13 protein-coding genes are annotated in these 13,788 nt (G+C 45.0%); 9 read left to right on the top strand and 4 right to left on the bottom strand.

The genetic code is table 11. The features are described from left to right. Positions 1-55: 55 nt before the first annotated feature. The 6 genes from HGO97_RS15515 (at position 56) to HGO97_RS15490 (ending at position 7,334) form a co-directional block, all read left to right on the top strand. Positions 56-1,138, top strand: coding sequence for an ABC transporter permease subunit (locus HGO97_RS15515; protein WP_216243510.1), 1,083 nt, complete (start codon positions 56-58; stop codon positions 1,136-1,138). After that, positions 1,135-1,791, top strand: coding sequence for a hypothetical protein (locus HGO97_RS15510; protein WP_216243508.1), 657 nt, complete (start codon positions 1,135-1,137; stop codon positions 1,789-1,791). The genes HGO97_RS15515 and HGO97_RS15510 overlap by 4 nt, the downstream gene beginning before the upstream one ends. A 3-nt stretch (positions 1,792-1,794) precedes the next feature. Next, the gene (locus tag HGO97_RS15505) at positions 1,795-2,667 is read left to right on the top strand and encodes an ABC transporter ATP-binding protein (RefSeq protein ID WP_216243650.1); all 873 of its coding nucleotides are present in this window, start codon (positions 1,795-1,797) and stop codon (positions 2,665-2,667) included. Between the two features lie 194 nt (positions 2,668-2,861). Beyond that, positions 2,862-4,148 (top strand): hypothetical protein, encoded by a 1,287-nt coding sequence (locus tag HGO97_RS15500; protein ID WP_216243506.1) that lies wholly within the window; start codon positions 2,862-2,864, stop codon positions 4,146-4,148. Positions 4,149-4,179: 31 nt separating this feature from the next. Next, positions 4,180-6,444 carry an ABC transporter permease subunit gene (locus tag HGO97_RS15495; RefSeq protein ID WP_216243504.1) on the top strand — a complete coding sequence of 755 codons (2,265 nt, stop codon included), beginning with the start codon at positions 4,180-4,182 and terminating at the stop codon, positions 6,442-6,444. An 8-nt stretch (positions 6,445-6,452) separates the two neighbouring features. Next, entirely contained in the window at positions 6,453-7,334 is an 882-nt protein-coding gene (locus HGO97_RS15490) for an ATP-binding cassette domain-containing protein (RefSeq protein ID WP_216243503.1), read from the top strand. Between the two features lie 143 nt (positions 7,335-7,477). Here HGO97_RS15490 and HGO97_RS15485 read toward each other — a convergent pair whose 3' ends face one another. From HGO97_RS15485 to HGO97_RS15470, 4 genes are read right to left on the bottom strand one after another with little or no spacing between them, the layout of a single operon-like run. Further along, positions 7,478-8,728: an ABC transporter permease gene (locus tag HGO97_RS15485; RefSeq protein ID WP_216243501.1), complete on the bottom strand. Its 1,251-nt coding sequence runs from the start codon at positions 8,726-8,728 to the stop codon at positions 7,478-7,480. Between the two features lie 4 nt (positions 8,729-8,732). Further along, the gene (locus tag HGO97_RS15480) at positions 8,733-9,617 is read right to left on the bottom strand and encodes an ABC transporter ATP-binding protein (protein ID WP_216243499.1); all 885 of its coding nucleotides are present in this window, start codon (positions 9,615-9,617) and stop codon (positions 8,733-8,735) included. 36 nt (positions 9,618-9,653) lie between these two features. Next, entirely contained in the window at positions 9,654-10,472 is an 819-nt protein-coding gene (locus tag HGO97_RS15475; RefSeq protein ID WP_216243497.1) for a hypothetical protein, read from the bottom strand. Further along, a complete protein-coding gene (locus tag HGO97_RS15470; protein WP_216243496.1) occupies positions 10,462-11,001 on the bottom strand; it encodes an RNA polymerase sigma factor in 540 nt (179 codons plus the stop codon). The genes HGO97_RS15475 and HGO97_RS15470 overlap by 11 nt, the downstream gene beginning before the upstream one ends. A 366-nt stretch (positions 11,002-11,367) precedes the next feature. Between HGO97_RS15470 and HGO97_RS15465 the strand changes: the two genes are divergently transcribed. The 3 genes from HGO97_RS15465 (at position 11,368) to HGO97_RS15455 (ending at position 13,724) form a co-directional block, all read left to right on the top strand. Next, positions 11,368-12,087 carry a LytR/AlgR family response regulator transcription factor gene (locus tag HGO97_RS15465; RefSeq protein ID WP_216243494.1) on the top strand — a complete coding sequence of 240 codons (720 nt, stop codon included), beginning with the start codon at positions 11,368-11,370 and terminating at the stop codon, positions 12,085-12,087. Beyond that, positions 12,084-13,382 carry a sensor histidine kinase gene (locus HGO97_RS15460; RefSeq protein ID WP_216243492.1) on the top strand — a complete coding sequence of 433 codons (1,299 nt, stop codon included), beginning with the start codon at positions 12,084-12,086 and terminating at the stop codon, positions 13,380-13,382. Before HGO97_RS15465 ends, HGO97_RS15460 begins: the two co-directional genes overlap by 4 nt. Before the next feature lie 168 nt (positions 13,383-13,550). Further along, on the top strand, positions 13,551-13,724 hold the full coding sequence (locus tag HGO97_RS15455; RefSeq protein WP_216243483.1) for a hypothetical protein: 174 nt from the start codon (positions 13,551-13,553) through the stop codon (positions 13,722-13,724). Positions 13,725-13,788 lie beyond the last annotated feature (64 nt).

Raw genomic sequence — 13,788 nt, 5'->3', positions numbered from 1 at the left:
TTTTGTTGTGATTTATAGGATATCCTGAACTTAACAAAGAGAAAGGCGGGATATCATGAAAGCAATTATCAAAAGAGAGTTAAAGAATTATTTAAAGAATCCTATTTTCTGGGTGGGGCTGGTTGTTGTGGTCATCGGTGTCTACCAGATGCTGTCACCTTACCTGAAAATACACTATTTCCAATCAGACCAGGAGATACAGGACATTCATATGGAATCACCTCTGGAGGGAGGAATTACGGAGGGGTACATCCCCTCGTCCCCAAAACAGCAGATAGAACTGGCAGGTGAGGTCATCAGAAAGGATCTGATTGAAGAACTGGAGGTATCGAAGGAGGATGCAGACGAAATAATCAGTACTATTCAGAATATGAGCATTCCAGAGGCGTGTGAATATCTGAAAAAGCATCATTTTAACGGTGCACAATATATTTTTGACAATTATGCATACCACCAGGGCAGCATGGAGGAAGTAAACGGATATCTGGATGAAAAGCTTAACAAATATTCTTTTTCATACTATTTCTCCAGGAAGTTTGCTGATTTTGGCGGCTTATATATGGCTTTTTTCTCCACAGTACTGTTTGCATTTTTGTTCCTTAGAGATACGAAGAAAGATACCTACGAACTGCTGCATACCAAACCAGTACGGCCATGGCAGTATGTCCTTGGGAAGATTGGAGGCGGTTTCCTCACTTCTCTGATTGTACTGGCAGTTTTGAATCTGGTGTTTGCAGGCTTATGTATCCTTCACATAAAAGAGGCAGGACTTGCGTCAGGTTCCTACGTTTTTTCAACCATACTGGGCTTTGTAAAAGCTACCTGTATCTATATTCTGCCTAATATGTTGATGATTATCTGTGTGTATACGGTTGTTGCGTTATTGTTCAAAAATCCGCTTCCTGCCACGCCGCTTTTATTTCTCTATATTGTTTATTCCAATATGGGAAGTATCGGGCCAGATGGAAATTATGGATATTTCGGAAGACCTTTGGCAATCGTAGTAAGATTTCCGGGACAGTTTTTTGATACGGCGCCGCCACCCCTGGTTCTTATGAATCAGATGTTCCTGATCCTTACATCCTGCGTGATTATCACACTGTCAGTTTTCATTTGGAAAAGGAGGCGGGTATATTGAAAAAAGAATTGAAAATCTGTCTGCCAATTTATAAGATTTTGTATTCGGCGGCATTCGTACTCATACTAAGTTTTGTCCGGGGAATTACATTTGTGGATGAAATAGGAATTGCACTGGAGTCGCCCATTGCACTTTTGACAGTTATTTTCTGTGCAGATACCTACCTGGTGGAACTCCACAATAAGAGAAGAGACGTATTCCGGCTGTTTCCGGTAAAGAAGCAGACAACGGCCATTCTAAGACGCCTGCTGATTCAGATGATTTATCTGGTCTTCATTGCAATTGCAGGATATGGGATGTTTTACTGGCAGAAACCAGGAGAAGTGATGGGGGGAATAACATCTGGGACCGCGTTTGGGCAGTTCCTGGCAGCAATTCCCGGAACGGTGCTCTTTTGGGGAATCTTCTCTATGACAATTTGTAATGTTGTCCGGAATATGTGGGCAGGAATCGGAATCACAATGTGCATCTGGTTAACCCTCGTGTCCCAGGCGGGCAGCGATTTCTTAGGAAAATGGAATGTGTTCTCATACATGTTCCGCGACACAGATCAATGGAAGGACTTAAGCTGGATGTATGGCAAATCGCTTTCTGTGATACTGGCGGTGCTGCTGATCCTGCTGATTCCGGTTGTATTAAAGAAAAGGGGATAAATGATGAGTATAAAAATTCAGGATTTGACCGTAACTTTTAAAAATGGCGTAACAGCAGTCAATCACGCGGATCTGTTGATACCAGGAGGTATCTATGGACTGCTGGGCGAAAATGGTGCCGGAAAGACGACACTGATGCGTGTGCTGACGACCGTCTTAAAACCTACAGGCGGCAATGTGACAATCGATGGTATGTTATACAGCGAAGGGAATTACGAGAAGATACAAAAGAAGATCGGTTATCTTCCCCAGGAAATCGACCTGTACCCTCAATTAACGGTGCGGGAATGTCTGGAATATATGGGAGAGCTGTCAGGGGTAGAGAAGACAGAGTGCAAAAAAAGAATCGATAAGTACCTTGAAAAAACAAGCCTGGCAGAGCATCAGAAAAAGAAGATGCGTCAGCTCTCCGGCGGTATGAAGCGCCGCGTGGGACTGGTGCAGGCACTCTTAAATGAGCCGGACTTTCTGATTGTGGATGAGCCGACCACAGGATTAGACCCGGAGGAACGTATCCGCATCCGCAACCTTCTTGTGGATTTTGCAGAAGACCGTACTGTCCTTTTTTCCACCCATGTGGTAGAAGATCTGGCGGCGACCTGTAACCAGCTGGCTGTCATGAAAAAGGGAGAATTCCTGTTTGCAGGAAATGTGAGAGATCTGCTGAATGCTGCGAAGGGGCATGTCTGGAGCTGCCATGTGGAGGAAGACTGGATGGCAAGGAAGCTGGAAGAAAAGTACCATATTTCCGCAAAGCAGTATACAGACCGGGGGATGCAGTTGAGACTGATCAGCGAGAGGAGACCGGGGATCGAGTGTGAGCCGTGTGAAGCGACACTGGAGGATGCTTATATCTATATGACGAATGAGTTTTAGGTGTAGAAATGCCCACTGCGGGATGAATAGCCAGATATTTTCGGGAGATTTCTTCAATATTCAGTAAAATATTGACTGGGTATAAGCTCAGGCTATATAATTAATTATAAAGCTTGGGGAAAATTTTACAGGAAAACAAAAATGCCTTCAGCTTCAATATATCAGAAGCTGGGGGCATTTGAATGAGGGGGGATATGATGTTAAAGCAATTTAAAATTTTAACTGCACTGTGCCTTGCAGTGATCGTCCTTTCAGGTTGTTCTGGGAACGGGGATTCTGCGAAAGATACATTTGATTCCGAATATGTACAGATGAACTTCGCAGGTCCGGCCAGATTTAAGGAGGGCGAATTTCGGGTAATCGATGGTCTTTCCTATTATGTTGACTATGAAAAAGCCGTAGCTGTACCTGTCTGTAATCAGCCGGACTGCCGCCATCTTCTAAAGCAGTTGGACAAAGAAAGTACGTGCAATGCCCTGCAGGACTACCAAATCATATTTCCATATAAAGGGAAGCTGTATGGGGTGAAGAAGGAAGAGGCAGGAGAACTGGCGCTGTATGCGTCAGATTTGGATGGAAATAACAAAAAGCGGATCGGAACATGTCCGGCAGGCTCAGGAATCCAGGATTTCCTGCTGTTCCACTCAAATCTGTATTATACAACGTATGCAATAGACAAAGATGCGTCTGGGAACAGCGCTTTAGATAGTGCTTCTGATCTGGCTCTGGTCTGGAAGCTGTACAGGATGGACTTGGATACACTGGATGCAGAGGAGATGGAGACTTTTACAGGAAATGGGAGCAGCCTGATGTTTCTGGGAGGCACTAAAGATTACCAGATTTATTCTGCTGGTGAGAATTCAAAAATAGACTTTTACCGCTTAGATTATGACACTGGGAAATCAAAAAAGCTGCCGATTTGCGGAAATACATATGGAGCAGTCATTCCAAAGAAGGGGGCGAATGCCTTTTATTATATACACCATACAGAACATAACACGGATGAGATTCACTGTTATGATATGGATCGACAATGTGACGATTTCTGTGTGAGTGAAGAAGAGATTGGAAAAGAACTTAACGGTAGCGAGTGGTCAGTGAACTTGCAGTGCAGTTTTGAACAGGGATTCCTTTTTGGTGCCTATACGCAGGATATATCTGACAGCGGTGTATTCCTAAAGGAAAGTGAGAAGAAGCCTTTGAAGGAGCTTGCCCTGCCGGAACAACTGAACAGGGATAAAGGAGTACGGTTTTATAACTTTTGCAGCGAATCAGAGGATGGGCTCTTTTTCTGGTATGTCAAAGAGGAGGAGACAGGCAGGGATGAGTCCGGCAATATCATGAAAGATACGGCAAGGTGGTATGCTTATATTGACAAGGATGCGCTGCTTGCCGGACGGTATGAAGTGAAGGATGTAATCGCTCCACAGATATCCGCTATGGGAAATCCTGTGGATAAGGATGGAAACATACAGCATTAACTGCCTGGAAAGAAAAATGCTAAATTCCGTTATGAGTCAGAAAGGGGGCAGGAGATTGGAGCTTTTAAAGTTCGAGCTTAAGAAACTGGCCGGGAACCGTTTCTTTTGGTGTTTCTGCAGCCTTCTGTTCCTTTTGAATCTCTGGACGATCCGTGAAAGGGTGAGAACGGATTTCCCAGCGGCGGAGAGTGTCAGGGCTGCATATCAGGATTTCTCAAACGTACCTGTGCAGGAACAGGAAGCATGGCTGGCGGAGAAGAAGGAAAAGGTCGGAAGAGAACCGGAATATACGGGGAACTCTTTTGCGGAGATAGAACTGTTAAAAGGGATGGAGTCAGAGTTTCAGCAGATCCAGAAGTACGAGGAGTATCTGGATGAGATGCAGGAAAAAGCAGACCAGATGACAGTCGTAATCTTTTCCAATGAGCACACTTTTGCTTACAGGAATGCCCGGAAAACTCCGGCAGTGTTTGAAAAGCTGCGTGGACTGGAATTAAAGGCGGAGGTGTCAGAGGGAGTAGAAACTGCTTCCAGAGCAGAATTTACAGACCTGTGCATGCTCTTTGCTGTGATAGCCTTGTCGTACTTTCTGGTGTTTCAGGAACGGAAAAACAGGCTGAATATCCTTTTAAGATCAACCAGCCGGGGACGGAAGAACTTAATCAGAGCAAAGCTTCAAAGCGCAGCTGTGGTCACCTGTTTTCTGGTTGTGCTTTATTATGGTACGGATTTTCTTTATGGTTTTGCGAAGTATGGATTCGGCGATTTATCAAGGCCAGTCCAATCTGTGACCATGTTTTATGAAAGCCCCTATAGAATGACAGTGGGTGCATACCTTCTTGTCTATCTGCTGGCAAAATTTCTCGTATGCTTTGTGATTTCGCTGCTGACGATGCTTCTGGCACAGTCTGTAAAGAGTTCTGCAGGCTTCCTGGCTGCGACAGTTGGTTTCGGGGTGGTCCAATATGGACTGACAGCCTTTCTGCCGGAACATTCTTATCTGGACTTCTTTCGATCTGTCAATCTGGCAGAATACATCAAGGTGTATCCTCTGGTGGAAAAATATCACAATCTGAACTTTTTTGACTATCCGGTCAATGCGGTTTTCATATTTGCAGTAGTGATTCTGATAACAGCTTTTGGGTTATATGCAGGAAATCAGAGGCGGTTCTGCCGGACTGCCAGGGAGAGGGCTGAACAAGAGCAAGGTGGTCTGTTTCAAAGGTTCAGAATACAGAAAACGATTGTGCCCGCACTGCCTTTCTGTGAACTTTGGAAATTGTGTATTGGCCAGAAAGCGGTGTGGCTGGCTTTCCTGTTGCTGGGTGGTGCAGTTCTTTTAAGCAGGGGACGGATTGGAGAATTTGATTTTGTGGAGGATACTTACCGCTCTTTTCTGTTGGAGCAGGAGGGAAGACTGACAGTAGAAAAAATGCAGTACTTCGAGGATAAAAAGACGGAATATGAAAGTATTTTCCACATGACACCGGAAAGCAGTGATTTGACAGAAGATGAAATACGGACAAAACAGAGCAATGCCATGTATACTTACTCCGGATTTATGAAGGCATACCAGCAGGCAGAGTATGTGCAGGAATGGAACCAGAAGAATCCTGACAAAGGCCTGCCATTACTCTACGGGACGGGTTATGAGATTCTGTTGGGAGAAGCAGCTCCCGGCTATACAATCAGTATGATTCTGCTGTGTGTCATCGCGGCCGTCTATGCAGCTTCCGTCACACTGGGAGGAGAATATGACTTAAAGGTCATGAAACTGCTGCGCAGTACCAGCCGGGGGCGCTTAAGCCTGCTTGGAAACAAGCTGTTAACAGCCGGCCTCTTTGCAGTCGTGACAGCGGTATTAATTCGGATTCCTGTATTTCTGGAAATTGAGAAGCGGTATCCCATGAATATGTGGAATGTAAGGATACAATCAATCAGTGCAATGTCCTGGATAACAGGGGATTTCTCGATAGCAGAATATGTTCTCTTCATCCAGGCAGGGCAGTTTCTGGGAATGATGATTGTAATTCTGGCGGTCATGGCACTCTCGATGTGGGTGAAGGATACGGTTATGACAATGGTTATATCATCAGTACTTGTGATTTTCCCATTGATTTTGGAGTGGTATGGATTTGCCAAAATTCATTTTTTTACGCTTAATGGAATACTGGAAACACAGCGGCTGCTTCAAAGTGGTCCTGCTGTTATAATTTGTTATGTCGTGATATTTGTTCTGGCACTCCCTGCATTTTGTATAAGGCAGTTCTATAAGATGTGCAGGGGAAGCAGGTAGGAGAGCATATGGAGATTTGGATTGAGGACCTGAATAAAAGCTATGGGGAAAAGCAGGCACTGTCAGATTTTACCGCTCTATTTGAGAATGGAATCTACGGGATTCTGGGTCCAAATGGTGCAGGCAAGAGCACATTGATGAACATACTGACGGATAATCTGCTGAGGGACAGTGGACGAATTCTGCTGGACGGGGAAGAAATCCTGGATATGAAAGAGAAATATCGTGAAATCATGGGATATATGCCTCAGCAGCAACAGTTGTATGATACCTTTACCGTACAGCAGTTTCTACTGTATATCGGTGCACTGCGCGGCATGAGCAGAAAACGGATCCTGGGAAATATGACCAGACTGTTACATCTGTTGAACTTAGAGGATATGCGTTATACAAAACTAAAGGAATTATCCGGCGGCATGAAACAGAGGGTACTGCTGCTCCAGGCGCTTCTGCATAATCCAAAGGTTCTGATACTGGACGAGCCGACTGCCGGCCTGGACCCGCGGGAACGCATCAGGCTCAGGAACTTTATCGCGGACTTAAGTCGGGATAAGATCATTCTGATTGCAACTCATGTTGTCTCGGATATTGAATTTATATCAAAAGAAATCCTTCTTATGAAGGACGGCAGGCTGCTGGATATGGCGCCATCGGAGGAATTACAGAAGAAAATAGCTGGGAAGGTGTTCGAAGTGAGCATTCCCTCAGAAAAGCTGAAGCAGGTAAAACAGGAATACCGGGTCAGCAACATCTATCGGTCCGGGGAAAATGTGGTTGTGAGGATCCTATCGGATGAGGTGCCGGGAGAGTATGAGTATCGGGAAGTCGTGCCGGGGATGGAAGATGTGTATCTTTATCAGCTGGAGGATAGAAATCAGCGAGAAGAATAAGGTATACGAGGAATCTATGAGATATTATGTTCGTCAATATATCGTTCGCGATATTCCTAAAATAGAGACAGCGAATCTTATCGCCCCCATATAGAGGCACAGATTAGATTCGCTGTCTTTATTTTACTTTTTTGGATCCCCCCCTATTTTATCTTATGTGTAGAATATGAATGAATCGTCAATCCAATAAGCAACGGGATTGCCACCGCTTCGAAGAATAGGTATGCATCAGGCGTCCACAAGGCGAAATCCCCCACATTCAGGAACTCGAAATCAGCCATCGCATAGAGGAAACTGCTCTGCATGCCTAAGCCACCAGTAGGAATGATGCAGTTGAGCCATGTCCCGAGGTCATTTGGCATGGCGACGTAAATAATGACCGGCAGAAAACAGAACAGCAGTGACACGGCGATGGACATGACCATATTTTTTGTCCTTGAGGAAAGAAACAGGGTCAGGCTGACAGATGCCAGAACACACAACAGACCGGCAAGTGCTGTGGCAGTCTGCAATTGTCCCATATTTATATCAGCCAGGTTCATGGCGGAAAAAATCATCTGTATGGAAGTTTTGACCGCTTCCCATCCAAACAGGCAGTTGGAGATGATAATATATACAGCAGAACAGAGTGCGAATGCAGTTCCGCAGATACACATGGCGGAGATGATCTTTAGCATGCCCAGCCGTCCACGCCCGTGCTTCGTGCAGCGCAGAATATCATCCGCCCCGGTCTGATACTCGGAGGAAAAGACAGGTGCAGCAATTACGGTACAGAAAAGCAGGATCATGAAAGAAAGCAGCAGTTGATAGTCCATTCTATTTGAGTCACTCCCGGCAAGGTAGAAGGTAAAGGGCTTTTCCACCTTATGATACATGGAAACCGCTTTTTCCTGGGCGGCGGGATGGTCTCTTTGTTCCGCTTCCATCAAGGTGACAATCCGTTCGTCACATTTGGAATAAAAGTCTTCTGCTTTTTCCAGGTCGATTTCCATAAGAGAAGGCGCCATTCCTGTCTTCGGGTCAGCGAAGGCTTCCTTTAGCCCATGGATCAGCGACGTATAAGGTGCAATTCTTTCTCCATAGACACCCTCCGGCAAGTCATAAGTGTCCTTTACCCCATACTCATTCAAACAATTCTGGTATGCCTCCAGAGCATCCCGGACTTTTTTGGGGGTTACTTCTCCTTCCAGACCAGCCTTCTGTGACTTCTGATACTGAAAGGCCTTAAGCCCTGACAGCCTGACCTGATTTCCATTCTCATCGGTATATTCACTTGCGTAAAAGGTCGTCGGAATATAGGCCATGCACACAGATAGGATTAAAGCAATTCCCAATAAGATCCATGTTGTCCTGGTCGTCAAGATTCTTTTTAATTCCAGTTTTAAAATCCTCATAATGTTATCCCTCTCTTTCTAACGTGTCCTGTGGGAACAGCCATAAATATAAATCTTCCAGACGCGGGACAGCAGGGACAGAATCCTCGGTGCGCGGCCGCTCTGAGAGATAACGGATGGAAACCTGATCATCGCCCTCATTCCGCAGATTTACGATTCTGAGTTTCTGTTCATATTCCGGCAGATATTTGGTCGGTATCATCGCGCTCCAGACCTTTCCATCGACAAGCTTAACCAGTTCCTCTGTGGTACCTGTGGAAATCAGCCTGCCATCTTTCATGACAGCGTTGCGGGTAGCGATATATTCTACATCGGGCACAATGTGCGTGGAAATCAATACGATATGGTCCCTGGCAAATTCAGAAAGCAGGTTTCGGAAGCGTACCCGCTCTGCCGGGTCAAGGCCGCTGGTCGGCTCATCCAGGATCAGGACTTCCGGGTCATTTAACAGTGCCTGGGCAATGCCTACCCGCCGTTTCATTCCACCGGACAGTTTTGCAATTTTTTTGTTACATACATTTGTTAAGGTTAACTGTTCCAACAGATCGGAAATCCTCCGTCTGCTTTCTTTGGCGGTAAGCCCCTTTAAGGCAGAGACATATTCCAGGTAATTTTTTACCGTGAATTCCGGATAGAATCCGAATTCCTGGGGCAGATATCCGAAAATATCCCGGTATTCATCCTTGAGTCTGTCGATGGGGATGCCGTCGTACTCGATCCGCCCGGATGTCGGTTTCATGATTCCGGCGATCATGCGCATCAGGGTGGTCTTTCCGGCACCGTTCGCCCCCAATAATCCCCATACACCAGGCGTGATGTTCAGGGTGACGTGATCCACTGCTCTTTTATCTTTAAATTGTTTCGAAACATTGTTTACGTATAATTCCATTTGTGCCATCCTTTCTTTTATAATCATGTTTTATCGTCAGTTTAGCTGCATTTCGGAATAGGAAGAGCGATATATAATATACCGTAACTGCCAGATACAGAAGACAGTCATCCCGGCACATGCAGCCAGCCAGCCAGACGAAAGTGTCTGCTGGAAAAATGCAGGGGAGAAATATCTCACCACAGTGACCAGCGTAATCAATAGTGTATAGAATGCAAGACTGCCCTGTAAAAAATGTCCAGCATTCAAATGTCCAATCAGGAACAATGCACCGCCGTTTGCCAGTAAAAATGGGAACAGCAGATATAATACAAGGCTGCCTGTATAAATAGAGGTTCTTAAGGCTGCAGTAATCAGGACCATATTCAGCAGAAAAACATCCCCGATTCCAAGGAGGAGCATTTTTGCCAGCAGCAGGCGCATGGAAGAAAAACGTGTCGCTGCCTCCACCTCCTGCATTTTATAATGGACTGATCTGTGGAGAAAGGGCAGTGCAGTCATGGAGATCAAGATGGAAAAGTAACACAACAGTTTTGTTGTATACCTATGATCCAGCCAGATATATGGTCCCAATATTGCGGTGATCAAGAAGACAAATCCAAGGAACATCATCCCCTGCAACAACCATATTTTCCATCCCGTCATTTTTATTTGTAAAAGTAAAAAGTCAGAAAATCCGATTCGTTTTCTGCTGCGCTTTTTCACAACTTCTTTTTTCAGTTCCCAAATTACAGCATCCATATGTCCCTGATTCCTGGAATTTATTAAATCAGGCCCCGGCGTCTGATCCGCCGGTATGTCCGTGGAACGATGCAGTGCTGCTTCCAGATGCATTTCAAATGTTTTATGATTCATAAAATCCTCCCTTCTCAAACTCTTTTCTCAGCCGTTTTAAAGCCGAATTTAGTCTTGATTGTACTGTCCGAAGCGGTAGACCGACGATATTTGCAATTTCCTTTAATGTCAGGTCCTGTCCGAACCTAAGGATTACAATCTCACGCAGGTCATCAGGCAGGCGGCAGACGACCTGCTTTAAAAACAGATTGGAATGGATTTCCTCGAATCCTGTCTCAGCGCAGGCAAAATCAAGTGCCAGTTCCTCATAAGAAAAATCGCTAAGCCATCTTTTCCGCCGCATATCAACACAGGTATTTGCAGCAATCTGATATAAAAATGCCTTGAACTTTCCTTTGTGGACATAGTGGTTAAAATAGCGCACTGCTTTAAAAAATGTTTCCTGTGCCGCGTCCTCTGCAAGAGAACGGTCAGGAGCATGCCAAAGACAATAACGCAGGATTTCTGGATAATATATTTTTACCAATTCCTCAACTGCATCAGGATCTCCCTGTTCAATTCTGTGTATTAATTCATCTTCACGCGTCAAGATTCATTCCTCCTAAGGGCGTCCCCTATATAACTGTAACGAATCAGACTGTGGAAAATGATTTAATCTTTCTGAAGATTTTGTTACTATTTAGCCATGCGGTAATTTTTGTACAGTTTATGCGTGGGAGCTTGCTCACTAAGCACAAACTGTGCAAAAATTACCATACGGCGTTTAGCCGAAGCGAGATGCAGCGGCAATGCCGCGAAATCGAGCTTGCATGGCGGATTCTCGTTCTTAAGTTGAGTATAAGAGGAAAATGCCTTATAATGAAAGACAATATGGAAGCAGTATGAGCAGCAGGCAGTGCACAGGATGCAAGCCCTCTGGCTAATTGTTGCGAAAGGAAGAAGAGGTGATAACAGGATGCTTAAGATAGCAGTATGTGATGACGAGAGAGATGTTGTCTCCGCAAATATTAAGATTACAGAAGAGTGTTTAAAGAAAGCAGGAGCTATCGGCAAAATTACGGCCTATACAAGGAGCGACAACCTTTTTTCGGATATCGCAGAGGATCAGCTTTTTTATGATCTGATTCTGTTAGATATTGAGATGCCGGGGAAGACCGGGATGGAACTTGCAGAGAAAATCAAGCCCTATCTTCCGAATGTGAAGATCATCTTTATTACCTCCCACATAGAGTATGCAATCGATGCATTTGAACTGTCCATTTTCCGTTATGTACCTAAGAATGATATTCAGAGACGACTTCCTACCGCAGTTTTAGATGCAGTCAAACTTCTTCAGTTAGAGGAAGGAAAGGTCTATACGATTCAGACCACCAGAAGACTCGAGAAGATTCCTTACAAGGAAATCCTCTATATTGAACGTGATGGAAAATATGCAAGGATACAGACAGTTCATGGGGAATCTAAAGTGCGTAAGACTCTGCAGCAGGTATTTGAGGAGTTGTCATCTGAGGAATTTATTTTTATTGACCGGGGCTGCATCGTCAATATCATACATATTATGCAGGTGAAGGATGCAATGGCAGTCCTGGATGAAGGAGGATCGCTTCCCATCAGCCGGTCTCATCTGCAGGATGTGAAGAATCAGATCAACGGGTATTGGGGGGCACACATATGATAAAGTGGATGATTCTGTTTTTGGATATCTTAGCTTATGTTCTGCGCTCCGTAATCTGTCTGTTCCTCATCTGCCGAAGCCTGAAATTAGAAAAGCCCTGTCTCAGAGCCGGCGTTCTCTGCGTTGTGGGAACAATAGTAGTTGTAATCTGCACAGGATTGATGAATATCACACCATTTTACCAGGGAATCTTGATGGCTTTCGTGATTGCATTTTGTACCGGACAGAGTCAGAAAGAAAAGCTCAGAATGTGCCTTTGCATTAGTATTTTTTATGAGATTGCAGTTTCCTTCTGGGAGTTTCTGCTTTCCGCAGGTCTTGGAGTTGCTTGGGGGTCTGGAGTTTTTCTGGATAAGACAGCCTTATCTGGACAGGCAGGAGGGTGGCTGTTAAATTTGTTCCTGGCCGTTTTGGCATTGTTTGTGTTCAAACATCCTGATCTGACCTACAAAGAAGTATTCCGCCTGGTTTCTTCCGTAGTTATGGCTGGTTTTATCGCAGTGATTACTCTGAACAGCCAAACAGTACTGGATATTCCAGAGGATACGATGTTCATGTGGATGATACTGTCTGTCATTCTGATGATGGCGGTGCTGGTCCTGAATATCAGCCGTCAGTATGAGGCAGAAAAAGAGCTGGCAAGGCTGAAGTCGGAGCAGGCTGAGCTCCTGGAGAGGGATTACACCACATTAAATCAGGCGTATTCGGTAAATGCCAAGCTCTTTCATGATTTTCATAATCATATCGGTGTGCTGCGACAATTTTTGAAAAACGAAAAGTATCAGGAGGCTGCAGCATATCTGGACGAGCTGCAGGAGCCTTTGCGTGAGATGACAGATACTGTATGGACTGGGGATGAGACCATCGATTATCTGATCAACAGTAAGATGGCTGCTGCGGCTGACCGGCAGATCAGTCTGCAGGCAGAGGTGGAATTTCCAAGACACACCAATATCCGCAGTGCTGACCTCAGTGCCATCCTTGGAAATCTGCTGGACAACGCGCTGGAAGCAGCGGAGAAGGTTAATCCTCCTGAGCAGCGGACAATTTCCCTCACAATACGGCGCATCCATCAGATGCTGGTCATTAAAGTAGAAAACCATTTTGCAGAAACAATTCAGGCAGAGCATGGTCAGTTAAAGACAACTAAAACTCAGAAAGGACTGCATGGATGGGGCCTGAAAAGTGCACAGGCGGCCGCCGCAAAGTATGATGGCACCGTGAGTACCGATTATGAAGACGGTCTGTTCAGAGCAGTGGCGACACTGTCTTATCATGGAGTAACAAAAGAATAGTATCGGCATAAAAGCTTTCTTTACCGCAGGAAATCCGGTTTCATGGACCCCTGCGGTTTTTCGTGGACAAAAACCTGCCGTTTGCGGACATTTCTGTTTTGGTCATTTTTTTTAGTTATGATAAAGACAACAACAAACAAAGAACAGTAAATAGAAGGAGGTATGGATATGCGTCACGTACATATTCGAAGTATTTTAGGTTTGGTCTGGCTGATTGTTGCAATGGTATCTGGTATTTCCGGTATGCTTCCAATGGCTGGTCTCTACGCTGTTGTTGGCGTTGTATTCCTATATTCAGCCTATGCAACGTGGAAGACAGAACAGAATGGTAAAGGGAAATAGTCCCCGAAAATCATAATGAAAACACAGTGCCGCTATGACTCAACAAGCGGTGAAGATACCGGAA

Source organism: Faecalicatena faecalis, from assembly GCF_012524165.2.
GTDB lineage: Bacteria > Bacillota > Clostridia > Lachnospirales > Lachnospiraceae > Faecalicatena_A > Faecalicatena_A faecalis.
Note: the sequence above shows the minus strand (reverse complement) of the source record. Positions and strands in the feature narration are given on the sequence as shown.